Below are 23,815 nucleotides of genomic sequence, written 5' to 3' on the forward strand. Positions count from 1 at the left end.
AAAATCATAGTATTAACCCCATATTTTGAGGGTGGTTACTAAAATTACCCTTTTCCGATGTCCAACCTAAAATCAGACTCGGCAAATGTGAATATATTGATCACTTACTCAATTATTGCGTTGTTTTGCGTAGTTTTTCTAGAGAGTGAATCCCTTCTTGCCACCAGTGCTGGCGCGGGATTACCTGTTTGCGTTGCTGCGTTCTTTTCATTCGATAAAGCGCGCAGGCGCGGCGTGGGGTCGAGCGCGCTCGCTGGGGGTTGGCTGGGGTAAAATTCAGACAAAAAGAAACCAGCCGAAGCTGCTATATGCAAATACTCTTTGGACAAAAGCATGTCAAGACGTCGGCAGTATCAAGTGAATTTCGGATAAGAATTTCTATGGCTTAACGCCAGCGTAACAGGCCGGCTTGGAGCGCCAGCGAAAATCCGGTCCCGCTGACGCTATGGTTAGACAATGCCGGCTTACACCCGATACTTAATCCGGTTTTCCCTTCTCTGGTGTATTTCCTCGAGCCTCCCTTGACGCTCATGCTTATAGTCAAAATGGGAATCGATTAAAGCGATGTAGCGATTAGCATGGAATGCCCATTCATCCTGCTCATCTAGGGAATCTACGAGCAGGTCACCTGTAAAAGAAGGACCGATAGTTTCAAATGTTAAAGCAACAACGATACTACATACCTCGTTGACCTCAGATACGATATCTCTAAGCATATCAATGGTTTCCATACCTAAAGATATGCCCTGTTCCCTCAAGCGTAGTTTCTCGTCGATTCTTCTTTTGGTCAGATGAACGTAGTTGGAAGCCCTAACCCAAGCCGAACGAACACTAGTTGCAAAATTATTCTTCTGTTCGCCGAACAACCGAAGTGGAAGTTCAAAAACGTGGTCAACGTTGCTTTTATTTACTTTTTTCCCCTATAAAAAGCAACTCTCTCATCAAAAGAATCTTTTGCTCGAATTTCATCAACATAGGCAACGTTGACAGCCACTTCTAACATGTACCGTAGTTCTCGGCGTGCAGGGTTCAATGCTCCATTTTCCACCGCCAACTGTGCCGTCAAAGCCGCCTCAACTATGTCGTCAAAGTGTCTTGGCAGTAGATATTTTTTCCAAAATCCTGCCATCTTGACGCAGCAAACTCGCATAGCCTAAGCGTATAAATAAGATCTCTAACCGTTTGTCTCAAAAAACCGAGTTCTGATTGATATTCTTCGGATGCTCTTAGCTTTTCATGCTCAGCGGATTTCTTCTCTACCTCTTGCATCGAATTCTTCAGAGCGTCCAATAATGGGTTATCTGAGTCACCTTCCTTCATGGCTCCCTTCTTTTTGTCTAACGCGTTAATTAAGCCGCGCCGCAAAGCGGCGTCGGCTTGAATTAGTTGTTAGGTTCACTTCTTATCAGTGATCGCAGAGATTCCCTTGACCTGAAACCATTTCTTCTGGGGAACCAGTGGTGATTTGAATCTGTTGTTCGCGACCTTTACCAAGGATTTGCGCAAATTTTCCATTGCAGAAGCTAGCCCATCCTCAAGGTAAGCGACGGAACGACTCCCTTCTGTAAAACAAGGCACCTGTGGATGGCCGATGTGCTCCAGGTAGAGATCAAATACATCCCTGGGAATTGCCATTCCATATATTCGCCAGGCGTATTTCTTGCCTAAATAATATCCATCTTGGGAAGTATGCGTTACGCGTTCATCCGACTTACGTGTCTCCACTTCTCGAAGTTCCTCTCCGAGAAGGCGTGCCACGTAGAAGCTTGCATCCGGGTCTACGCTTTCCGCCTTAGTTATTGCCGATGTGTCGACCCAGTTGATTCCATTGTCGATGGTGTACCCGAAGCTGTATCTCTCGCCCTCTTCAAGGAGCGCCTCCTGATTTGCAATGAACTGATACGGTGTGCTCGTGGACTCTGGCGTAAATGAATGGAGATATTTTCCGCTCGAGAGTGGTGCGACACGATAATTGCTGACCACAACAACGGGCGTTGTATGTAACTCGCGAGACTTCATGCTTTCCCCTAAGACTTGCGAAGAACAACTCAAGTGAACCTAACATCTATGAACACCCCGTTTTTTGCAAGAGAAATCAGACGATAACAAATGTGGTTTTGCAGCCATCTATTCGGATTCCTTGTAAGAGACTTGCTCTTGATCCCCGATGAACTTCGCTGACTTGGCTCTAATCATTTTATCGTTTTCTAAGAAACGATGTTAGGCTCAGAATTTCCAAGTCACGGTCTAACCTGTATTGTCATCACTTGCTTTCACTTAGCAAAACTGGATGTACTTTTCACTTAATAGGTTCGTTCTACGCTAAAATTTTCTTCTTTGGCCAATACAGCCCAAGAGATACGAACCAGTTTATTAGCTAACGCTACAATCACTTTATTTTTATGCATTCTCTTGAGCAACGAGGTTACCCATCCAAAGAACGGTTTTCCTTCTTTCAAATGTCTCATCACTGCTCTAGCACCATGGATAAACATACGTCTTAAGTAGGTATCTCCTCGCTTACTGATACCTAGCAGCAGTGACTTACCTCCACTAGAGTGCTGACTTGGCACTAATCCCATCCAAGCGGATAACTGGCGCCCTGATGAAAACGCTTTTGCATCACCAATACTGGCAACTAATGCGGATGAGGTTAGGCGACCAATACCAGGGATACCCCTGACCTTCTGACACTCATCACTGACTTCACTCGCGAGATCTATCTGCTTATCCAAATATTCCGCATACTGTTCAAGCTCTCTTAAACGTTTTTGCATTAATTTAATGTGCCCAACCAGCAGCTTTGGCAACTGATACTCTACCAAACTAAAACCTTCTCTAAACCATTTTCTTAGCTGAAATCTTCCTGCAGGAACACTAACACCAAATTCTTGAAGGCTTGCCCTGATTCTATTGATTAATGCGGTACGGTCTCTGATTACGCCTTCTCTTTCTCGATGAAGTAACAATAAAGCTTGTTGCTCTTCACTTTTAACGGAAACAAATCGCATCGTTGGTCGGCGAACAGCTTCACAAATCGCTTCAGCATCAGCCATATCGTTCTTATTTGTCTTTACGTAAGGCTTTACATACTGAGGTGGCATGAGCCTGACTTCATGGCCTAGCTTCCTTATTTCTCGAGCCCAATAATGAGAACTGGCACAGGCTTCCATTCCTATAAGACAAGGGGCTATATTGCTTAAAAACTTAATGACTTGATTTCTTCTTAAGGCTCTATTTACTAGTTTTTTCCCTGCCTTATCAAACGCACATAATTGAAAAACTGACTTGGCTAAATCAATTCCGATTGTATAAATATCACTCATAGCGGTCTCCTTTTAAACTGACTTTCTCAGTATAGGAGGGGTGTCCATTTCATTATTTTATTAGTACGCGTGCGCGTTTACCTTGTTGGACCAGTGAAAACGCGCACAGTTAACTATCTGTATGTAATGAACTTATCACCTTCTTTTCAAATACACGATCCGGTAAAACGCGCATGCGCGTTTTCCAAACCTATTATCTATTCCGTGGAATTTATAGGTGACTGATTTTAAGCCTATTTATTTTGGCTGAAATGTGAAAATGCGCACAAGGGCAGGATAAAAATTGTCCAATATCGTCATCATTTGAATATGACTGTATGCCTGTCCAGCTTTAGGCATCGCAAGACATTGCAACATTTGAGCTATATGGATGAAAATTCTGGCCAGAAAGCCTGTTTTTGACTATTCCACAGACAATTTTTTAAATCACTTTGAGACAATTAATGGCTACACGCTGGCACCGCCCTGCACCAGCGTTTGCCGAGTGCTTAATCACTGACTGACGTCGCCAAACTAAACGCCTTAAACCGGATAATTTCTTCCCCAGCCCAGTCGTTGATGCTGAGCAGGTTCTGGCGGATGCACTCGAGTTCGTTGGCGTCGAACACCTTGGCGGCTTTTTCTACATCCCCAAAGCCGCCGGTGTTGTTGGGAAAGGCTCAGCTACGAATACTGACAGAAACTGTCACGCCCCTTTCGCATACTTCAGTAACCACAAGCTAAGAAGTTTTACGGGGACAATATGAATTTTCAAGGGAAAGTAGCATTAGTAACAGGGAGCACTACTGGCATAGGTGAAGCAATTGCAGAGCAGCTACATCAACATGGTGCCAAAGTAATCATTGCATCTAGGTCATTGCAAAAAGCCCAGCAAAAGGCACGTTCATTATCACCTGATGGGCAAACAGCCTTAGGTATCGGGTGTGATGTTGCAAAACCGGGGCAAGTTTGCCAGTTAATACATGATGCAGTAAGCCATTTCGGCAGACTCGATTATGCGGTTAACAATGCTGGAACTACCGGGGAACACAATAAAAATGTAACGGAACAAACGCAAAACAACTGGGAAAACGTCATCACTAACTCATTGAGCAGTGTTTTTTACTGTATGAAATATGAGATACCGGAAATGTTAAAGTCCGGTGGCGGTGCCATTGTTAATTTGTCAGCCGTAAATGGATTGGTGGGGATCGCCGGACTCGCACCTTACACAGCCGCAAAGCATGGCGTTATTGGCTTAACCAGATCTGCGGCCTTAGAGTTTGCGGGTAAAGGTGTCAGAATTAACGCCGTGGCACCGGGATATGTGGGCACTTCACGCGTAAATGAGCTTCCTGACGACATATTAAGGAGCTTCGCCAATAGTCACCCCATGGAAAGGCTGGCCAAAATGAGCGAAGTAGCAGAATTTGTTATGTTCCTTCTGTCAGAAAAGTCATCATTCTGTACGGGCAGCGTATACCCCATAGATGGTGGATACCTAGCGAGATAGTCAATGATTATGGCAACCGCCGGATGTTCTGCTCGCTCGCCCAGCCGTTAATGCTGCGCAGGCTCTGGCAGAGGCTCAAGTCCATTGGCATCGAACACTTTGGCCGCTTTTCCACATTCCCAAAGCCGCCGGAGTTGTTAGGTATAATATCCATCTGTGGTAGCCGGTGAGCACCGAGCTGGTCATCAAGCGACACATTTTTGATGAATAAAAGCTCATCCTTGAGGTGCCACTTCAACCACGGAGAGCGAGTTCAGGCCACCCTTATTGCTTCTAAAATGCAAAACGGGCCTGAAGTTGTCTGTTATATAAGATGTTCAAGCTAGGTTTCTGCTGTTGGCGGTTCTCACTCAAGGACGCATAAAGATTGCCATCTGTCGAAAAACAGATGGCTTTTATTGCTGGGGAAACAATCTTTCAATGGCGGGTGAGTTTTTGTACGACCAATCAAGCGTCAAACATCACTAAATCGAATTCGGCAACATCAGCAAGGCGGATGTAAGTCAGCCCTTCAATTTTAGCGGTCGGTCTACCGCTTCGATGGTAGTAGCCGTTGGTTGAGATGTAAAAAAATCCCTGTTCGTCAACGAATCCTTGGGCGGCGCCATGATTAGCGGCACGGTCATAGAAAAAACCGTTCAGAAAGTAACCCAGCGGGACTTTACAACCTTTAGCCATCAAACCGTACTTGATGTTACGCTTCATAATGAATGCTCCATTTCAATACTTTGCTCCTCTGATAGAGCTTAGTCTGATGTTGGTAGCATAAGAGAGATTTTTGCGGTTTTGTGAAGTTGCTGGTTCCAATGAAAAACAAACATCACGAGCTAGTGAGTGAACCAAAAAGATTATCATCCAGCATACCACCACTTACTTTAACATCTTAATGAGGTTTTTCATGCACATAGGCAATCCAGCAGCACAGAATCTGATATATTTGCCGCACTCGCCTATCATTCCGGATCATTGGTCTTGGCAACAATCCGATGCGGTGGAAACGTTAATCAGCGCCAATTCCAATCACTGGCGTAAAATCATGGTAATTGCGGCAAAGATTTTTAGCCCTGATGAAGATTGGCGACACTTTCTATATTCAGATTTGCTATGGAAATTGTGTTTATGCACAGAGCCGAGTGCACAACAGCCGGTTGACGGCATTCAACTCATCAGCGGCAAAGCCGCCAGTGACATGCTCAACGTCAGTACGCTTAAAGCAACACCACTGCTATTGGAACCGAAACTGCAACAGCTCAATGCCAAGACATGGTTGGTCCCCTACCTCGACTATCGTCAGTTTCCTGATCGTATGATTGCTTTATTAAGGCAGGCGATAAGTGGCGTTTCGAACGCGTAACTGCCATCGCTACAGACGGCAGTTACACAAGGGCTATTAATCGTAAATGGTCGGAATGGGCTGGCGTTTATGCTGCGTTGCTTTATAGATATTGATAATACGTTCTTCCGCTTCCGGGGCAACATCCTTCCCTTCCAGGAAATCGTCAATCTGCTCGTAAGTCAGCCCCAATGCGACTTCATCTTCCAACCCTGGACGGTTAGATTCAAGATCCGCAGTAGGTGTCTTGTTGACTAGCGATTCGGGGGCACCCAAAAATGAAGCTAACTGTCTTACCTGCCGTTTATTCAAGCCAAACAGTGGTGCAATGTCACAAGCACCGTCCCCCCACTTAGTGTAGAAACCGGTCACATTCTCTGCACTATGGTCGGTTCCCACCACTAATCCTCCCACAATACCAGCGACTTCATATTGCGCAATCATACGCATCCGCGCTTTGACATTGCCTTTAACAAAATCAACTTTGGCATCGTCTGGTTCGAGGATAGAAGAAACTTCCAGCCCAGAGAGCACTTGGTGATGAATGCCTTCAACACCATCATGGATATTCACTGTAACTTGATGAGTTGGCTTAATAAATGACAATGCCTGTTGCGCTTCATCCTCGTCACGCTGCTCCTGATAGGGTAAGCGCATTGCCACAAATCGATATTCGTCGCTATTGCTTTCCTGATTAAGTGATTCAACCGCGAGCTGACACAAACGACCAGCTGTTGACGAGTCCACCCCGCCACTAATTCCCAGTACCAGCGCCTTACATCTTGCTTCTTTCAGCTTGGCTTTAAGAAATGCCACTCGGCGCTCTACTTCGAACCCTGGTTCAATCGTCTTAAGTACTTTCTCTTCTCGAATGATTTGTCCTTTCACAGCGGGCTCCATCTCAACTATGTAGCAATTGGAATTCAGGTCGTATCTTGCTGGATACAATCGTCTGGCTAGGTCATTTATTAATGAGTTGTTTTACCTAGGTCTAAGTTACAACGAGTTACGATACCACAAATTTACCAGCTTAAAAGTCACCAATTGTCACTGATGCGTGCAGAATAACCAGCACTGAGGTGGAAACTAATATGCTGGATTTATCTGTAGCTATCTGTTTTATAATGGCTGTTTTGTAAGTGATTACAGCTAGCATGGATAAGCGTAATGGCGGCGAAATCGGCAGCTATTGCGAGTAGATAACAGAATATGTGTCGTTGCAGTTTATTGTATCGTACGACATATTGAATGACGCTAATTGTGTCAGCCTAGGTTAAGTAATTTTGCAGTACACTTGTTGCCATCAATCAGTGTTGCAGTGAGTGTCACACTGCGCATTTAACACAACGAAGGAAATGGACGTTATGAGAATACTGGTAGTTGAAGACGATCCTTTACTGTCCCATCACCTGAAAGTACAGCTAAGTGAGCTGGGCAATCAAGTTCAGGTTGCGGGAACGGCTAAAGAGGGATTCTACCAGGCGACCAATTATCCCATTGATGTTGCGATAATCGATTTAGGCTTACCCGATCAAGATGGTATCTCCCTGATTAAACATTTGCGCGAAGCTGAACTTAAAGCGCCAGTGTTAATCCTTACCGCGCGGGTTAACTGGCAGGACAAAGTTGAAGGGCTGAATGCTGGTGCCGATGATTATCTGGTAAAACCCTTTCAGAAAGAGGAACTGGTCGCTAGGCTTGATGCCCTCGTCCGCCGTAGTGCTGGCTTTGTAAAACCAGTGATCCAAAGCGGAGAGCTGGCTTTAGATCTTGCCGCCAAGCAGGTAATGATGGGTGAAGAACTCATGGACATCACCGCTTTCGAATATCAGATATTAGAGTATTTAATGCGTCATAATCACGAAGTTGTTGCCAAACAACGTTTGCTGGATGTGATTTATGGCGATAAAGAGGGCGACCCAAATACTATTGAAGTAATGGTGAGCCGACTGCGAAAAAACTGACCCGTGACGGTATTGAAAACCCCATCATCACGATTCGTGGTCAAGGCTACAAGTTCAATCTTCCATGCAACTAAGCATTAAACCTAAAAAGCGCCTGCTCACTCGTATGTTTTTGACATCATTGTCAATTATTGCGTTAGTGGGCTTTGGGTTGGCCTGGATGGTCAATACCTTACATGCACAGAACAGCTATAACGAAGAAACGGCCCAACTTATTGCTGAGATCCCACAGGTCGCCGCAGAACTACGTGAGCATGATCTGATCCCTGATACCAGTGCCTGGCTTGAAGAAAATAACAAGCAGGAACGCTATGTCATGGCATCCTGTGATAGTAGCTTCAAACAGGTGTGGACTTCATCGCTTGCCGTTGACCGTGGCTTATTCGATATCTGTGAGCGCTTTGATGCTATCCGTAACGGTGTTCCGCCCTACTATCTCAACATGGCGGATAAACGCGCTTATTTTGCCTATCTGTTATCGGTAGATATTGCTAGCGTCCACTACAACCTATTAGTGCTAAAGGATGCGGAGAAGATTGAGCAGGAGGCCAGTAAGTTTGCCAAACGCACCTATATTCGTTTGGCATTAGTGTTAACCCTCGCTCTGTTATTGCTCATCAGTGCCGCATATTGGGGGATGCAACCCTTAGCCAGAATGCGCTCAGAGTTACAAGCCATTATTAAAGGCAAGACTAAATCACTGTCCGCGGGCTATCCGGTGGAACTAGAAGGCGTGACGCAAGCACTCAACCAATTGCTGCTGCAATCTAGCTCTCAACAGCAACGTTATCAAAACGCCATGAACGATTTGGCCCATAGTTTGAAGACCCGGCTTGCAGCAGTTCATGCAATTACTGACGATGCTACCCTTGATCGCCAAGCCATCTGTGAAAGGATTATGGATCAAGTCAGCCAAATGGATTTACTGGTCAAGTACCAACTAAAACGGGCAATGTTAGGCCGCAAAGGGTTAAAACAGGTACGCACGCCAGTTAAGCCACTGATAGATCAGTTGTCACAGATGCTGTTTAAGGTTTATCAGGATAAAAAGTCCGGTTTGTCGCCAATATTCCCGAAGCGCTTGCCTTCCCGGGGATCAAGGTGATTTAATGGAACTATGCGGTAACTTAATGGAGAATGCCTTCCGCCTGTGTATCAGTGAAGTACAGGTAAACGCTAGCATGGACAAGAATAGTTTTGAATTATTAGTTGAAGACGATGGCCCAGGTGTTGAAGATAACCTCAAGCAGAAGATTATCGAGCGAGGTGTTCGAGCAGATACCCAATCCCCTGGGCAAGGGATTGGGCTCGCAGTATGTAATGAAATCGTCAACAGTTATGGTGGCACACTGACAATTGAAGATTCAATGTTAGAAGGTGCCTGTTTTCGCATCAACATCCCCCTAAACTGATCCAACTACCGCACTTTTTACTCTGGCAGATAATAGTTCTAGCTCAGCTGTATAAACCTAACTGCTGCCTCGTTTTGCTGGCGTCTACATCGCCAGTGATGCCAATATCAGTAAGAAATACTGCATTAAAAATACTTGATCTCGGCAACGCCGGTTTCCCTACAAAACATGCCATAATTCATGTAGCGACAATCGGCTATACTCTACTCGGTTTTATGTAGCTGCTTGTGCATTCCATGCAATATACGCTGGCTATAACGTTAATTTTTTGTAATATAGCTCACCTCCAAACGTTTGACAGGTAACCAAACAGTAGTTGTCTTATGGGTAAAAGCCTTTTTGTGTCAGTCCAACAATTGCAAGTTGGCAATTATGTGAGATTACCAGTGTCATGGAAAGACCATCCCTTTTTGTTCAGCAGTTTCAAACTCAAACAGCAAGCGCAGATTGAGTTGATCAAGAAACTGGGGATTGATGCTGTTTATGTCGATCTTGCCCGCAGCGATGCCGAACCATTAGACGCCCAACAAGCCTCTGATGTTCAAGCGCAATCTACACAAGACCTAGAACAATTGCAGGGCCAGATGGCGCAATATAAGAAAGAACGCATTGAAATATTGCAACGTATGCGCAGAGATTTACAAAAGACTGAAGAGCACTTTTCTCGCTCTCTGGCTCGCATGCGCAACCTGATTGGTAAACTGCGCAATCGACCACTAAATGCTGTAGATGAAGCCAAAGAGTTGGTAGCCGATATCACTCAAGAACTACTCGCCTCCGATAATCTGGTATTGCACCTGATGTCGGATCAAGACAAGAGTGACGGAATTTATTTTCATTCCCTTAACGTTGCAGTTTTATCTATGTTGCTCGCCAAAGAGCTTGGCTGGGAACGGGCAGAAATCGAAGCGGTAGGGCTTGGGGCTCTCTTCCATGATATAGGCAAATTAAAGTTGCCCAGCCAACTCATGCGTAAGCAAGAGCCACTGACCACACCAGAGCAGAATCTCTACAATCAACATCCTATTTTAGGCAATGAACTACTGAAACTGGCGCAGGATTTTCCGACCGCATCCGCCGAGATCGTCACCAATCACCACGAACATCTGGACGGTAGCGGCACTCCAAGGGGGCTCAAAGCCGCACAACTGAGCGAGCCAACCCAACTAGTAGCGGTCGTCAATTTTTACGATGCGCTGTGTCATCCCACGCCACAACAGCAAGCCAGAACGCCATATGCTGCGCTTGGCTATCTGTATAAACATTCTAAGGGCAAATACAATCAAGAATACGTGGGCAAAATGATTAAAATGCTGGGCATATATCCTCCCGGCACGGTCGTAGAACTATCCTCTGGCCAGTTTGGCCTAGTGATGTCGGTAAATCTTGATAAACTCTTACTGCCGCGGATCCTTGTATATGATCCCATGGTACCTAAAGATCAGGCACCAATTGTAGATCTTGAGGCCGAAGGACTAAGCATAGTGCGCTGTCTGCCACCGGCTTCTCTGGCTGAAAATATCTATAAATATCTTAATCCCAGAGAAAGGATCAGCTATTACTTTGGCAGTGAAAACACCCACTGAAGCATTTTCCTGAAGGTTATGATTTAACTTTTTACCACAATCTGAACTAATCTTGTCTTAAGAGGATCTGTTAGCGCTTAGCGGGTCATTGCCATGGACGGTGTTACTTGGAGAGACAGGATGACAGAATTACCAGATTTCGACACATTAATGTGGCTGGCTCAACACCAGCCAGACAAGCTTGATAATTTACAGCAAACATTGAGCAACGAGCTGATTGCTGAATCCGACAGCAATAAAGAACAACTGCGGACGATTAACGACCACCTGAAACAACGACTAGCACGCTGTAGTAATCCTTACCACCGTTGTCTCATCACCATCCGCATGATGCGCAATAAATTCTCAGCACTAGCCAGCGTCCTGGAAAACCCAGAAAGCTATCGGCGCCAGAAAGCTGAGATCATCCCACTAAAACGAAAATCGGTCTGATCACAACCAGCCTTTGCGCCGGAAAAACAGATAAGTTCCGGCGGCACTGGCTAACATCATAATAATGGCCATCGGATATCCCACGTACCAATCCAGCTCTGGCATATGCTTAAAGTTCATACCATAGCTACTAGCAATAACAGTAGGCGGCAGGAACACCACGGCGGCAACCGAGAAGATTTTAATGATTTTATTCTGTTGTAAACCACTAAAGCCCATGGCGGCATCCAGCAAGAAATTTAACTTATCGAAAATGAACTGGCTGTGTGGCATCAGAGATTCAATATCCGACAACATTTCGCGCATGTCTTTGAGTTCATCCTCACTCAGTTCACGGCGATAGTATTTCTGCATATAGCGTAATGAGCGTTGTGTATCCAGCAAACTCAACCGGATTTTGCCATTAGAATCTTCCTGTAAGGTGATCATCTTGAAGACATCATCCAGTTCAGCACTTTCAAACACCTGCTCGCTGACATTCTCCAAAACTGTGTATACGTCTTCGATAAGGTCAGAAAGATACTCAACTTTAAGATTAAACAACTCTAAAAATAGGCTTTGAGGGGTAACAACTTCAATCCGCCCTAACCGTAGATAGTTACGCAACAAACGGATCAGACCAACATCTTCTTCACGGATAGTCAGCAGGAAATTACTGCGTAAGTTAAAGGAAACGTTGACGCCACGGACATCCTGCCCCACCCGTTGCGGAAACAAGGAGTTAATATGCAAACCATCGCTATTTTGATAAAAACGCGCAGACGCTTCAATTTCGTTGATGTCTTCCTCATCAGGGACTTCTTCAACAGAAAAACGTGCTAACCAATCTCGCTCATCATCATCGGGGCGGAACAGATCAAGCCAAAGCGTGTCTTCTGGAATACTCTCATCAGGTGAAAGCTCTACTATTTTTAGCTGTTGATGCTGGTAGATATAGGCGGTAATCATCATGCCCTCCTGAAGAACTTGCCTGCCGAACAATCACTTCGGCAAAAAATGCAGCTAGTTTACCTGATAACAAGTGAATGAACAGTACCCTCTGCACATGACTGCTTCACTTATCATCAATCACCAAACGTTCATCGCGTGACAAACGGATCCTTAGTCCATCAGTCGTAATTAACTCATTGGTAGAAATGTCTTTTTTCTCACTTGATAAACATCTCTACGGGCCTCTGTCGGTGAAACTAGGGTGACTTTCACCACAGTGTAACCATCAAACCACTGCCATGCCATGAATCCACCGCCAAGCAATGCGAGTGCAATGAGGACAAATGAAAACAAGTAATTACGGATCTTACTGCCAGGCTGCTTACGATACACCTTGTCATTGACATTAATATTGCGCTTAGCTGCCAGCATCCGCCATGCGAATACCACGACTAGAACAGTTAGCAGAAGTTTGGTCAGCATAATAAGATCCAGTGTTTTCTGTTATAAGTCTGCGATGCCATTTTACAAAATTAATAATGATAACAGTGCGCTATTAAACACAAAAGATAAGACTCAGACAAAACAGTTAGCAGTGAAAAGCAAAAAGGCCTCAGTATTCACTGAGGCCTTCGCTTTAAATAGGCGCTTGGCGATGACCTACTCTCACATGGGGAGACCCCACACTACCATCGGCGCGATTGTGTTTCACTTCTGAGTTCGGGATGGAGTCAGGTGGGACCACAATGCTATTGTCACCAAGCAAATTCTTACTGGTTAATTGTTCGTCTTACGGTATTGTTTCCTCGCTCCAGTACTCATGTACTTTTGTACACTCCGTCCTTCACTCGTCACGGCTTTGTCAGCCAAACAATTCCCTGCGTCATTAACACATTCATTTGGAAAGCTGTTGCTTCGATATTGGTGGTCGCTACTGGGTTCGAACCAGTGACCCCCTGCTTGTAAGGCAGGTGCTCTCCCAGCTGAGCTAAGCGACCTTATCTTGTCTGCTGTCACGCTTTGTTAGCCTGACACCAAGCCTCGTTACATGTTTCAGTAGTGGTTCTCTTACTTCAATCAAGCCCTGCAATTCATTCAAGGTATTCACGACCTCCAAGGAAGGAGGAAGTGCTAGAAAACATCTGGAATGTTTTCAGTAAAACCCATCTGGGTTGTATGGTTAAGCCTCTCGAGTCATTAGTACAGGTTAGCTAAACGCCTCACAACGCTTACACACCCTGCCTATCTACGTCCTGGTCTCGAACGGCTCTTTAGTGGACTTATGTCCAAGGGAAGACTCATCTCGGGGCTCGCTTCACGCTTAGATGCTTTCAGCGTTTATCAATTCCGAACATAGCTACCGGGCAATGCCATTGGCATGACAACCCGAACACCAGCGGTTCGTTCACTCCGGTCCTCTCGTACTAGGAGCAACCCCCTCAATCTTCCAACGCCCACGGCAGATAGGGACCGAACTGTCTCACGACGTTCTGAACCCAGCTCGCGTACCACTTTAAATGGCGAACAGCCATACCCTTGGGACCGACTTCAGCCCCAGGATGTGATGAGCCGACATCGAGGTGCCAAACACCGCCGTCGATATGAACTCTTGGGCGGTATCAGCCTGTTATCCCCGGAGTACCTTTTATCCGTTGAGCGATGGCCCTTCCATTCAGAACCACCGGATCACTATGACCTGCTTTCGCACCTGCTCGACGTGTCTGTCTCGCAGTTAAGCTGGCTTGTGCCATTACACTAACCGTACGATGTCCGACCGTACTTAGCCAACCTTCGTGCTCCTCCGTTACGCTTTAGGAGGAGACCGCCCCAGTCAAACTACCCACCAGGCACTGTCCCTAATCCCGTTCAGGGACCCAGGTTAGAACATCAACACTGCAAGGGTGGTATTTCAAGGTCGACTCCATCAGGACTGGCGTCCCAATTTCATAGTCTCCCACCTATCCTACACATGCAGGGTCAATGTTCAGTGCCAAGCTATAGTAAAGGTTCACGGGGTCTTTCCGTCTAGCCGCGGGTATACGGCATCTTCACCGCAATTTCAACTTCACTGAGTCTCGGCTGGAGACAGCCTGGCCATCATTACGCCATTCGTGCAGGTCGGAACTTACCCGACAAGGAATTTCGCTACCTTAGGACCGTTATAGTTACGGCCGCCGTTTACCGGGGCTTCGATCATGAGCTTCTCCTAAGATGACCCAATCAATTAACCTTCCGGCACCGGGCAGGCGTCACACCGTATACTTCCTCTTGCGAGTTCGCACAGTGCTGTGTTTTTGATAAACAGTTGCAGCCAGCTGGTATCTGCGACTGCCGTCAGCTCGGGGAGCAAGTCCCTCCACCAACAGCAGCGTACCTTCTCCCGAAGTTACGGTACCATTTTGCCTAGTTCCTTCAGCCGAGTTCTCTCAAGCGCCTTGGTATTCTCTACCCGACCACCTGTGTCGGTTTGGGGTACGATTCCTGCTAACCTGAAGCTTAGAAGATTTTCCTGGAAGCTTGGCATTAACCACTTCATCACCTTAGTGACTCGTCATCAGCCCTCAGTATTATGTGCCCGGATTTGCCTAAGCACACTACCTACAGCCTTAAACGCGGACGACCGACGCCGCGCTGGCCTAGCCTTCTCCGTCTCTCCATCGCAGTTAGCAGCAGTACGGGAATATTAACCCGTTTCCCATCGACTACGCCTTTCGGCCTCGCCTTAGGGGTCGACTCACCCTGCCCCGATTAACGTTGGACAGGAACCCTTGGTCTTTCGGCGTGGAGGTTTTTCACCCCCATTATCGTTACTCATGTCAGCATTCGCACTTCTGATACGTCCAGTGTGGGTTACCCCTTCACCTTCATCCGCTTACAGAACGCTCCTCTACCGCTCATCCATAGGATGAACCCGTAGCTTCGGTGAATTGCTTAGCCCCGTTACATCTTCCGCGCAGGCCGACTCGACTAGTGAGCTATTACGCTTTCTTTAAATGATGGCTGCTTCTAAGCCAACATCCTAGCTGTCTAAGCCTTCCCACATCGTTTCCCACTTAGCAATTACTTTGGGACCTTAGCTGACGGTCTGGGTTGTTTCCCTTTTGACGACGGACGTTAGCACCCGCCGTCTGTCTCCCGAGTAGTACTCATTGGTATTCGGAGTTTGCAAAGAGTTGGTAAGTCGGGATGACCCCTAGTCTTAACAGTGCTCTACCCCCAATGGTATTCGCTCGAGGCGCTACCTAAATAGCTTTCGAGGAGAACCAGATATCTCCCGGTTTGATTGGCCTTTCACCCCCAGCCACAGGTCATCACCGTCTTTTTCAACAGACGTGTGTTCGGTCCTCCAATTGATGTTACTCAATCTTCAACCTGCCCATGGCTAGATCACCGGGGTTCGGGTCTACACCTAGCAACTATTCGCGCAGTTAACACTCGGTTTCCCTACGGCTCCGCTATTCGCTTAACCTCGCTACTAAATGTAAGTCGCTGACCCATTATACAAAAGGTACGCAGTCACGGTCTCAAGAACCGCTCCCACTGCTTGTACGTATACGGTTTCAGGTTCTATTTCACTCCCCTCACTGGGGTTCTTTTCGCCTTTCCCTCACGGTACTGGTTCGCTATCGGTCAGTCAGGAGTATTTAGCCTTGGAGGATGGTCCCCCCATCTTCAGACAACATACCACGTGTGTCGCCTTACTCGTTTTCATCATCGGTTAGCTGTCGTGTACGGGACTATCACCCTGTACCGTGGTGCTTTCCAACACCTTCCACTAACACCCCAATGACTTAAGGGCTACTCCCCGTTCGCTCGCCGCTACTAGGGGAATCTCGGTTGATTTCTTTTCCTCGGGGTACTTAGATGTTTCAGTTCTCCCGGTTCGCCTCTGCATGCTATGTATTCACATACAGATAGTTGCTTATGCAACTGGGTTGCCCCATTCGGATATCTGTGGCTCAACGGGTTTTATCACCTCACCACAGCTTTTCGCAGATTAACACGTCCTTCATCGCCTCTGACTGCCAAGGCATCCACCGTATACGCTTAGTCGCTTAACCATACAACCCGGATGAGTTTCCTCTACCGAATCGTATCAACGACCCATATTGGTTTTTCTTTCGCCTTGATGTGTTTCATCGCTGAAACACTAGAATCACAAAACACTTGATTGAAGTATTTTGAGAACTCATTTCGATTAAATATCGCTATTTAATCTCTACTATCAGCTTTCCAAATTGTTAAAGAACGGGCTTAAAAAGCCAAAGATAAATTGTTCACTTATCTTTGGCATTTCCATGACCATAAAACGAAAACAGTCTCACTAGAAAATGGTGGAGCTATGCGGGATCGAACCGCAGACCCCCTGCGTGCAAAGCAGGTGCTCTCCCAGCTGAGCTATAGCCCCATTTCTAACTTGCTATTTTCCCTTAACTCGTCGTTGTGCGGCCTATCCTCGTTCGGTTACATACTGATGTATGTGCCCTCGCTCGTCAGTTGCACGCCTTGATTTAAGCAAAAATCTCTGCGTTATCTTGTAAGGGTAATCTCGTTCAGGCAAGGCGTATCGGGAGGACGTTTACTGCGCGTAAACGACGACCGATACAACGCAGCATCAACGAGATTGGTGGGTCTGAGTGGACTCGAACCACCGACCTTACGCTTATCAGGCGTACGCTCTAACCACCTGAGCTACAGACCCACAACTTACTGTTTTCGCTCTTCGTCTATCAAGCAATCTGTGTGAACACTCACAACAAACTTCATCGTTTAGGTAAGGAGGTGATCCAGCCCCAGGTTCCCCTAGGGCTACCTTGTTACGACTTCACCCCAGTCATGATCCACAAAGTGGTAACCGCCCCCCTAAGGTTAAGCTAGCTACTTCTTTTGCAAACCACTCCCATGGTGTGACGGGCGGTGTGTACAAGGCCCGGGAACGTATTCACCGTGGCATTCTGATCCACGATTACTAGCGATTCCGACTTCATGGAGTCGAGTTGCAGACTCCAATCCGGACTACGAACAGCTTTTTGGGTTCCGCTCCACGTCGCCGCTTTGCTTCCCTCTGTACTGTCCATTGTAGCACGTGTGTAGCCCTACTCGTAAGGGCCATGATGACTTGACGTCGTCCCCACCTTCCTCCGGTTTATCACCGGCAGTCTCCCTACAGTTCCCGGCATTACCCGCTGGCAAGTAAGGATAAGGGTTGCGCTCGTTGCGGGACTTAACCCAACATTTCACAACACGAGCTGACGACAGCCATGCAGCACCTGTCTCAGAGTTCCCGAAGGCACCAATCCATCTCTGGAAAGTTCTCTGGATGTCAAGAGTAGGTAAGGTTCTTCGCGTTGCATCGAATTAAACCACATGCTCCACCGCTTGTGCGGGCCCCCGTCAATTCATTTGAGTTTTAACCTTGCGGCCGTACTCCCCAGGCGGTCTACTTAATGCGTTAGCTTGAGAGCCCAGTGTTCAAGACACCAAACTCCGAGTAGACATCGTTTACGGCGTGGACTACCAGGGTATCTAATCCTGTTTGCTCCCCACGCTTTCGTGCCTGAGCGTCAGTCTTCGTCCAGGGGGCCGCCTTCGCCACCGGTATTCCTCCAGATCTCTACGCATTTCACCGCTACACCTGGAATTCTACCCCCTCTACGAGACTCTAGCTTGCCAGTTCGAAATGCGATTCCCAGGTTGAGCCCGGGGCTTTCACATCTCGCTTAACAAACCGCCTGCGCACGCTTTACGCCCAGTAATTCCGATTAACGCTCGCACCCTCCGTATTACCGCGGCTGCTGGCACGGAGTTAGCCGGTGCTTCTTCTGTCAGTAACGTCAATGTGCTGAGGTATTAACTCAACACCCTTCCTCCTGACTGAAAGTGCTTTACAACCCGAAGGCCTTCTTCACACACGCGGCATGGCTGCATCAGGGTTTCCCCATTGTGCAATATTCCCCACTGCTGCCTCCCGTAGGAGTCTGGACCGTGTCTCAGTTCCAGTGTGGCTGATCATCCTCTCAGACCAGCTAGAGATCGTCGCCTTGGTGAGCCCTTACCTCACCAACTAGCTAATCCCACCTGGGCTTATCCATTCGCGCAAGGACCTAAGTTCCCCTGCTTTCCCCTTAGGGCGTATGCGGTATTAGCAGTCGTTTCCAACTGTTATCCCCCTCGAATGGGCAAATTCCCAGGCATTACTCACCCGTCCGCCGCTCGTCATCAAACTAGCAAGCTAGTTCATGTTACCGCTCGACTTGCATGTGTTAGGCCTGCCGCCAGCGTTCAATCTGAGCCATGATCAAACTCTTCAATTAAAAGTTTTTGACTCTAATGAATGACTGTTCTATTTCGAACACTCTTCAGTGAGTTTTAAATCGTTTTGTGATTCATTCACTGCGAGTGCCCACACAGATTGCTTGATATTTTGTTAAAGAGCGAAGAAAAAGCCGCTTCACAAATCAGCTTGTGTCAGCGACTTATTCTGAACCGTTTCGTCGGTCAGTGGATGCGCATTATAGGGAATCGATTTTTTGTGCAACACCTAAATCGCCCAATTTTACCGATAGCAGCGTAAATGCTTAGATTTCAGACAAACGCCATATTAATTATCCAATTTTGTAAGATAACCTGGCACATCTGCGATTGAATCCAGCACGACAGTGGCCTCGGCTATCGCTTCTGCGGTGACTTCTTTGCCACTACGAACCAAGATACGAACAGGGATCCCTGCGGCCTTTGCTGCCCGCATATCATCCGCTTTATCACCAACCAGTACACTGGCGGCCAGATCCAATTTCAAAAACCGTTCGGCACTTAAAATCATACCAGGCTTTGGCTTACGACAATCGCAATCCTGTTTATATTCGCCAATGCCTTTTTCGGGATGATGAGGACAATAATAAATGCCGTCCAAATCGACGCCCTTATCAGCAAAGTTCCAATCCATCCACTCGGTTAGTTGGTTGAATTGATCTTCGGTATACAGACCGCGGGCGATGCCAGCCTGATTGGTGATGACCACGAGTTTATACCCTTGCTGTTTCAGTGACAGACAAGCGTCAAACACGCCATCTATATACTGAAAATCATCGATTTGGTGGACGTAACCATGATCGACATTAATCACACCATCCCGATCCAAAAATACCGCTTTATTCACGCTAGTGCTCTCCCACTATTCTGTTAGCTATATTATTCCATTGCGTGGGAGAAAAAGCATCGGTGGATTTCACTGGCAAAGCAGATAAGTGATTTAGCTAGATTATCGCTAAAAACCATCATGGCCCACATTCTGGCGCCATTTCCCGCTACCCCATGCTTTATTTATATGCTGACTAGGGGTAACCTTAGCCAAAGCCATTATGGTGGATATTGTATGCCGCCATTATTGCGATGAGCCGTCTAGCTATCGTTGTTATTCAAATGAGTAGCACATAACACCAAACTTCTGGACGCTAAACATCTCTCTGCAGCCTTATGCGATAGCGCCGACGCTGCAGTTAAGCCGATAAGTGAATAGCCAATTGAAAGAACCGTCTCGGGTGATTTCTTAACGAGAGATTTTCCATGCAGTATGCAACTATTACCGGTTGGGGCAAATGTGTACCACCAGCCATTCTGAGCAATGATGATCTGGCGACCTTCATGGAGACTTCCGATGAATGGATTAAACCCAGAACTGGGATCAGCCGCCGCCATATCAGCCATGTCAATACATCAGAGATGGCAACTGTCGCCGCCAAACATGCGCTGGCCGCAGCAGGCATAGATGGCAGCGAGCTTGACATGATTATCCTGGCAACCGCCAGTCCTGATACCTTAATTCCCAACATTGCATCTACCGTGCAGGCCAATATTGGTGCCAACTGTGCAGCCTTTGATATCAATGCTGCTTGTAGTGGCTTTTTGTATGGTATGGGCTTGGCGACCGCACAAATAAAAAGCGGTCAGTGCCAGAAAATTTTGGTCGTGGGGCTGAACGCCTGAGTTTTTACATCGACTGGTCACGCCGCGAAACTGCGGTGCTTTTCGGTGATGGTGCTGGCGCAGTGGTGCTCGAAGCTTCTGATGTTGCTGGCGGCGTATTAGGGTATGAGTTGAATAACGATCCCGAAGGCCGTGAAATTCTGAAGGCCAGTTTTGGGACATCGATGGATCGTTATGTTGCTGAATCTCTGGATTTCTATATCCAGTTTGATGGCAAAGAGATCTTCAAACGCGCCATTCATGGTATGAGCACCCTCAGTGCCAAAGTACTGGATAAGTGCGGTATTGAGAAAGATGATGTTGATTGGGTCATTCCACATCAGGCGAATGAACGTATCATCGATACCTTAGTGCATAAAATGAAGATCCCGCCAGAAAAGGCTTTTGTGAATATCGCTGAGTACGGTAATACCTCAGCAGCCACTATTCCGATTGCAATCTGCGATGCGCTGGCTAAGGGGATGATCCAGCCTGGACAACACATTCTGTCCTGTGCTTTTGGTGCCGGCCTTACCAGTGCGGCGTTATTGCTGCAATGGGGCGAACGCACCACACCGCTAAAGACCTCGGATGCAACGCTGCCGCCGTGTGACCAAACCGGGTTACAGCTGATCCAAAAAGCCGTTAATTACTTTTGCCATCGCGATTAACGGTAACGGTTAAATTGATGATCTGAAAATAAAGCCCTGTGCATCTAACAGGGCTTTATTTTTGCCTAACCCGCTTGCTGACAGAGTTTGCTATGGCCACCATAAAAATTCAGCAACCGCGACATCTGGGTTGATTGAAGCGGTTTGTGCTAAGAACAGTTCACCGCAAGCAATGGCATCCATCAAGGCATTATGTGCTGCATAAACAGGTAGATGATAGCGTTGCCGACAGGCACCCAGCCGCAGACATCCCTGAGGTAGTATATGACATTCACGTAACAAGCGGCGGCGTTCAATTTGTAAGGTGTCTACCACCGGGAAACGCATGCTTGTACCGTTGGTTCGCTGCATTAATGTGGATAAAAATGCCAGATCCAACGGGGCATGATGGAAGATCATTAACTTGCCCATGACCTGCCGCAATAGCCAAGGCAATAACTGCTGTTGCTCCAACGATTGTTCCTGTAAATGGCGATCGACAATACCGTGGATGATGGCACTTTGGCCGACACTGCCACTGATCCCCACCAACTGATGTGCAGCCATTGCTAGTGGTAATTGCCGTTGTGTTAATGGCACTAGCCCTACCGAAATAATCTGGTTTTGCTGCGGGTTCAGCCCCGTCATTTCCATATCAATCGCGATTAATGGCACGTCAGCCAGCGACTGTTGCAGTAAGGGGCGCAAGCTCTGATAGTATTCCCGTAACAGTGGAGAAGCGCCCTGCGCTCGCCACGCCAGAGATAGCTGTTGCCACAAGCTCATATCAGAAGCTCCGCATAAATTTAAGCTTTAGCGCTGCTTGGGCATCATGAACCACCTTAAAAGCATCTCGTAACTGATGCCGCATCAGCGACGATAATGCCTGAGGCCTGAGATAATTACTGAGCGCTTCACGATTCTCATATTGGCGGCCTTGGTTCGCCAGTCGCATATGCGCAATAAACTCCAGTGCATCGGCCAGATTAAGTCCGTCTTTGCGCGTAAGAATGCCGTTAGCAATCAACACCCGAATACGTTTTGCCGTGTTGACTTCTTTTAGGCCACTCGACAGCGCATATACGCGCGCGATGTCGTTGATCAAGACGCTGCCCCGATGCTTAAGATCTATGCCCTTCTCCTCAGAGCCATCACGTTCCAGCACAAATTGCCGAAAGAACCCCAGAGGAGGTGACTCGCTTAACGCATTCCCCGTTAACGCCGCCAGGAAAATGTCATTATCCTGGGTATCGGCCAGGACTTTGTCTTGCAATGCCGCAAACAGCGGGGCTGGGCCGAAGACACAACGCATATCAAAGAAAATACTGGCATGCATTAACGCCTTTGGATCGGGCGTATTCACCCAGTTAGAAAACTTCTGCTGCCAGTTTTCCAATGACATTCGCCACGCAGGATTTTGCGCCATAATATCGCCGGGACAGAACACATAACCACAGTCATTAAGCCCACTGCACACGGCGTGTGTCAGTGCATCAAAGTAAGCGGTAGCCGATGAGTCTGGTTCTTCTGCCAGTAACAGGCCATTGTCCTGATCTGAGCAAGCCATCTGATCCTGGCGACCTTGGCTTCCGAACGCTAACCAGCAAAATGCGATTGGTGGCTCTCCCAGCAACGCTTGATTCAACTGGATCAGCCGTCGGGTCAATGCGTCCGTAACACTGGTCAGAATACGGCCAATTTCCTCCGCCCGCGCATCAGCACTGATAAGATTTTGCAATAACAATGGGATCTGCTTACTGACGTGGATCAGACTGGCAACATCCTGTTGTCGCTCTATTTCACCAATCAAGAGTATGGGTTGTGAAGATTGACTGCGGATAATATCGGTACTGGTTACCATCCCCACTGGCTGACCATTATCCAATACGGGTAAATGGTGGATATTATGCTGGCTCATCTGCAACATTGCTTCAAATACCAAGGCATTTGCATCAATGGTTACCGGTGCCGAAGTCATGGCTTGAGACACTGGCACATGGCCGCCAAGCTCCTCGGCCAAAACCCGATTGCGTAAGTCTCTGTCAGTTAGTATTCCGACCAACTGCTGATTATTGACCACCAATGCTGAAGAAACGCGGTGCTGGCGCATCAGCTTGGCGGCATCACTGACGGGGGTATGATGATCAACACTCACCGGAGCCATTACCATCAAACTGCTGATACGATTAGCGGTTAGTAATTCGCGCTGGTGTTGTGCATCTTGGTGCCGTAAACGCTTGGCATAGGCCCGGTTAAAAAAGCGGTCAAACGCCCGGCTGCCTGCTCGTAACTTGTCAAACAGGGCTAATGTCAGGTGATATACCAACCCATCTTCTAAGATCAGCACTTTATTACTGATAGATTCACCTGACATTAACGATGGGAAACCAAAGTAGTCTCCGGCCCCCAGCCTATCCACTAATTCGCCCTCGGCATTACGCACTTCAAAGGCACCACTGCGCACAATGTACAGCATAGGATTTTCAGAACTCAGCGGTACGGCACCTGACATTTTACTGTAGTAGCCGATACTAAGGCTGCGGCAACACTCCTCCAGCAGTTCGCTAGGCAATTCATTAAACGGGGCAATTTCGGCCAGGAAATTACGAATGGGCAACAGTTCACTTTCGTCCATAGGATGCGTCAGCCGAGTTATCAATCGTTTAATAATGGCTGCTGTTACAGCAGACAGCCATCTGTCTTTGGTCTAATAAAAAAGGTGCCG

At 47.2% G+C, this 23,815-nt stretch carries 17 protein-coding genes, 3 tRNA genes, 3 rRNA genes and 2 pseudogenes; 8 read left to right on the forward strand and 17 right to left on the reverse strand.

What is annotated here, in order from left to right:
* Positions 1–464: 464 nt before the first annotated feature.
* The 4 genes from KHX94_RS00200 to KHX94_RS00215 form a co-directional block, all read right to left on the reverse strand.
* Positions 465–731, reverse strand: a complete 267-nt coding sequence (locus KHX94_RS00200) for a hypothetical protein (RefSeq protein ID WP_213681935.1) — start codon at positions 729–731, stop codon at positions 465–467.
* Between the two features lie 176 nt (positions 732–907).
* Positions 908–1,129 (reverse strand): hypothetical protein, encoded by a 222-nt coding sequence (locus KHX94_RS00205; RefSeq protein ID WP_213681936.1) that lies wholly within the window; start codon positions 1,127–1,129, stop codon positions 908–910.
* Between the two features lie 266 nt (positions 1,130–1,395).
* Positions 1,396–2,019: a hypothetical protein gene (locus KHX94_RS00210; RefSeq protein ID WP_213681937.1), complete on the reverse strand. Its 624-nt coding sequence runs from the start codon at positions 2,017–2,019 to the stop codon at positions 1,396–1,398.
* A gap of 284 nt (positions 2,020–2,303) precedes the next feature.
* Entirely contained in the window at positions 2,304–3,326 is a 1,023-nt protein-coding gene (locus KHX94_RS00215; protein WP_213681938.1) for an IS110 family RNA-guided transposase, read from the reverse strand.
* A gap of 742 nt (positions 3,327–4,068) precedes the next feature.
* Here KHX94_RS00215 and KHX94_RS00220 point away from each other — a divergent pair.
* Complete coding sequence (locus tag KHX94_RS00220) at positions 4,069–4,818, forward strand: SDR family NAD(P)-dependent oxidoreductase (protein ID WP_213681939.1); 750 nt, start codon at positions 4,069–4,071, stop codon at positions 4,816–4,818.
* 447 nt (positions 4,819–5,265) lie between these two features.
* On the opposite strand, the gene KHX94_RS00225 is transcribed toward KHX94_RS00220, so the two are convergent.
* Complete coding sequence (locus tag KHX94_RS00225) at positions 5,266–5,523, reverse strand: hypothetical protein (RefSeq protein ID WP_213681940.1); 258 nt, start codon at positions 5,521–5,523, stop codon at positions 5,266–5,268.
* A 193-nt stretch (positions 5,524–5,716) separates the two neighbouring features.
* Here KHX94_RS00225 and KHX94_RS00230 point away from each other — a divergent pair, with 193 nt between their 5' ends.
* Positions 5,717–6,172 (forward strand): DUF6942 family protein, encoded by a 456-nt coding sequence (locus KHX94_RS00230; RefSeq protein ID WP_213681941.1) that lies wholly within the window; start codon positions 5,717–5,719, stop codon positions 6,170–6,172.
* A 36-nt stretch (positions 6,173–6,208) separates the two neighbouring features.
* Here the strand turns inward: KHX94_RS00230 and nadE are convergent, their stop codons facing one another.
* The gene (gene nadE, locus KHX94_RS00235) at positions 6,209–7,039 is read right to left on the reverse strand and encodes an ammonia-dependent NAD(+) synthetase (protein WP_213681942.1); all 831 of its coding nucleotides are present in this window, start codon (positions 7,037–7,039) and stop codon (positions 6,209–6,211) included.
* Positions 7,040–7,515: 476 nt separating this feature from the next.
* Between nadE and KHX94_RS00240 the strand changes: the two are divergent.
* The 5 genes and pseudogenes from KHX94_RS00240 to KHX94_RS00255 all read left to right on the forward strand — a co-directional run bounded on the left by KHX94_RS00240 (position 7,516) and on the right by KHX94_RS00255 (position 11,545).
* Positions 7,516–8,189 (forward strand): annotated as a pseudogene (locus tag KHX94_RS00240) (response regulator).
* Positions 8,180–9,220 carry a sensor histidine kinase gene (locus KHX94_RS00245; RefSeq protein WP_425314029.1) on the forward strand — a complete coding sequence of 347 codons (1,041 nt, stop codon included), beginning with the start codon at positions 8,180–8,182 and terminating at the stop codon, positions 9,218–9,220. Before KHX94_RS00240 ends, KHX94_RS00245 begins: the two are co-directional and overlap by 10 nt.
* A 4-nt stretch (positions 9,221–9,224) precedes the next feature.
* On the forward strand, positions 9,225–9,527 hold the full coding sequence (locus tag KHX94_RS21620; RefSeq protein WP_425314030.1) for an ATP-binding protein: 303 nt from the start codon (positions 9,225–9,227) through the stop codon (positions 9,525–9,527).
* Positions 9,528–9,850: 323 nt separating this feature from the next.
* Positions 9,851–11,113 carry an HD-GYP domain-containing protein gene (locus KHX94_RS00250; protein WP_213681943.1) on the forward strand — a complete coding sequence of 421 codons (1,263 nt, stop codon included), beginning with the start codon at positions 9,851–9,853 and terminating at the stop codon, positions 11,111–11,113.
* Between the two features lie 120 nt (positions 11,114–11,233).
* Positions 11,234–11,545 carry a DUF3135 domain-containing protein gene (locus KHX94_RS00255; protein ID WP_213681944.1) on the forward strand — a complete coding sequence of 104 codons (312 nt, stop codon included), beginning with the start codon at positions 11,234–11,236 and terminating at the stop codon, positions 11,543–11,545.
* Here the strand turns inward: KHX94_RS00255 and corA are convergent, their stop codons facing one another.
* From corA to gmhB, 9 genes are all read right to left on the reverse strand, one after another.
* Entirely contained in the window at positions 11,546–12,493 is a 948-nt protein-coding gene (gene corA / locus KHX94_RS00260) for a magnesium/cobalt transporter CorA (RefSeq protein ID WP_213683276.1), read from the reverse strand.
* A gap of 171 nt (positions 12,494–12,664) precedes the next feature.
* Positions 12,665–12,958 (reverse strand): hypothetical protein, encoded by a 294-nt coding sequence (locus KHX94_RS00265; protein ID WP_213681945.1) that lies wholly within the window; start codon positions 12,956–12,958, stop codon positions 12,665–12,667.
* Positions 12,959–13,122: 164 nt separating this feature from the next.
* A 5S ribosomal RNA gene (gene rrf / locus KHX94_RS00270) occupies positions 13,123–13,238 on the reverse strand.
* Positions 13,239–13,397: 159 nt separating this feature from the next.
* A tRNA-Val gene (locus KHX94_RS00275) sits at positions 13,398–13,473 on the reverse strand.
* Between the two features lie 178 nt (positions 13,474–13,651).
* Positions 13,652–16,536: ribosomal RNA gene (locus KHX94_RS00280) — 23S ribosomal RNA — on the reverse strand.
* A 271-nt stretch (positions 16,537–16,807) separates the two neighbouring features.
* A tRNA-Ala gene (locus tag KHX94_RS00285) sits at positions 16,808–16,883 on the reverse strand.
* 217 nt (positions 16,884–17,100) lie between these two features.
* Positions 17,101–17,177, reverse strand: a tRNA-Ile gene (locus KHX94_RS00290).
* A 73-nt stretch (positions 17,178–17,250) separates the two neighbouring features.
* Positions 17,251–18,789, reverse strand: a 16S ribosomal RNA gene (locus KHX94_RS00295).
* Together the 16S, 23S and 5S rRNA genes with 3 tRNA genes alongside form the textbook arrangement of a ribosomal RNA operon.
* Before the next feature lie 287 nt (positions 18,790–19,076).
* On the reverse strand, positions 19,077–19,634 hold the full coding sequence (gene gmhB, locus KHX94_RS00300) for a D-glycero-beta-D-manno-heptose 1,7-bisphosphate 7-phosphatase (RefSeq protein WP_213681946.1): 558 nt from the start codon (positions 19,632–19,634) through the stop codon (positions 19,077–19,079).
* Between the two features lie 407 nt (positions 19,635–20,041).
* On the opposite strand from gmhB, the pseudogene KHX94_RS00305 reads away from it, so the two are divergent.
* Positions 20,042–21,111 (forward strand): annotated as a pseudogene (locus KHX94_RS00305) (beta-ketoacyl-ACP synthase 3).
* A gap of 90 nt (positions 21,112–21,201) precedes the next feature.
* Here the strand turns inward: KHX94_RS00305 and KHX94_RS00310 are convergent.
* Together KHX94_RS00310 and KHX94_RS00315 are read right to left on the reverse strand one after the other, a co-directional pair.
* Positions 21,202–21,876 carry an exonuclease domain-containing protein gene (locus KHX94_RS00310; protein ID WP_213681947.1) on the reverse strand — a complete coding sequence of 225 codons (675 nt, stop codon included), beginning with the start codon at positions 21,874–21,876 and terminating at the stop codon, positions 21,202–21,204.
* Between the two features lies 1 nt (position 21,877).
* Positions 21,878–23,725 carry a DUF294 nucleotidyltransferase-like domain-containing protein gene (locus tag KHX94_RS00315; protein ID WP_213681948.1) on the reverse strand — a complete coding sequence of 616 codons (1,848 nt, stop codon included), beginning with the start codon at positions 23,723–23,725 and terminating at the stop codon, positions 21,878–21,880.
* Between the last annotated feature and the right edge of the window lie 90 nt (positions 23,726–23,815).

It is taken from the genome of Shewanella dokdonensis (assembly GCF_018394335.1).
Classification (GTDB): Bacteria; Pseudomonadota; Gammaproteobacteria; order Enterobacterales; family Shewanellaceae; genus Shewanella; species Shewanella dokdonensis.

Excerpts from the sequence above, each read along its gene's own strand:
- KHX94_RS00230 (WP_213681941.1), top strand. The coding sequence starts at position 5,717 with ATGCACATAGGCAATCCAGCAGCACAGAATCTGATATATTTGCCGCAC.
- KHX94_RS00315 (WP_213681948.1), bottom strand. The coding sequence starts at position 23,725 with ATGGACGAAAGTGAACTGTTGCCCATTCGTAATTTCCTGGCCGAAATT.
- KHX94_RS00250 (WP_213681943.1), top strand. The coding sequence starts at position 9,851 with ATGGGTAAAAGCCTTTTTGTGTCAGTCCAACAATTGCAAGTTGGCAAT.
- KHX94_RS21620 (WP_425314030.1), top strand. The coding sequence starts at position 9,225 with ATGGAACTATGCGGTAACTTAATGGAGAATGCCTTCCGCCTGTGTATC.
- KHX94_RS00210 (WP_213681937.1), bottom strand. The coding sequence starts at position 2,019 with ATGAAGTCTCGCGAGTTACATACAACGCCCGTTGTTGTGGTCAGCAAT.
- KHX94_RS00200 (WP_213681935.1), bottom strand. The coding sequence starts at position 731 with ATGGAAACCATTGATATGCTTAGAGATATCGTATCTGAGGTCAACGAG.
- KHX94_RS00205 (WP_213681936.1), bottom strand. The coding sequence starts at position 1,129 with ATGGCAGGATTTTGGAAAAAATATCTACTGCCAAGACACTTTGACGAC.
- KHX94_RS00220 (WP_213681939.1), top strand. The coding sequence starts at position 4,069 with ATGAATTTTCAAGGGAAAGTAGCATTAGTAACAGGGAGCACTACTGGC.
- KHX94_RS00265 (WP_213681945.1), bottom strand. The coding sequence starts at position 12,958 with ATGCTGACCAAACTTCTGCTAACTGTTCTAGTCGTGGTATTCGCATGG.
- KHX94_RS00245 (WP_425314029.1), top strand. The coding sequence starts at position 8,180 with ATGCAACTAAGCATTAAACCTAAAAAGCGCCTGCTCACTCGTATGTTT.
- KHX94_RS00215 (WP_213681938.1), bottom strand. The coding sequence starts at position 3,326 with ATGAGTGATATTTATACAATCGGAATTGATTTAGCCAAGTCAGTTTTT.
- corA (WP_213683276.1), bottom strand. The coding sequence starts at position 12,493 with ATGATTACCGCCTATATCTACCAGCATCAACAGCTAAAAATAGTAGAG.
- KHX94_RS00225 (WP_213681940.1), bottom strand. The coding sequence starts at position 5,523 with ATGAAGCGTAACATCAAGTACGGTTTGATGGCTAAAGGTTGTAAAGTC.
- KHX94_RS00310 (WP_213681947.1), bottom strand. The coding sequence starts at position 21,876 with ATGAGCTTGTGGCAACAGCTATCTCTGGCGTGGCGAGCGCAGGGCGCT.
- KHX94_RS00255 (WP_213681944.1), top strand. The coding sequence starts at position 11,234 with ATGACAGAATTACCAGATTTCGACACATTAATGTGGCTGGCTCAACAC.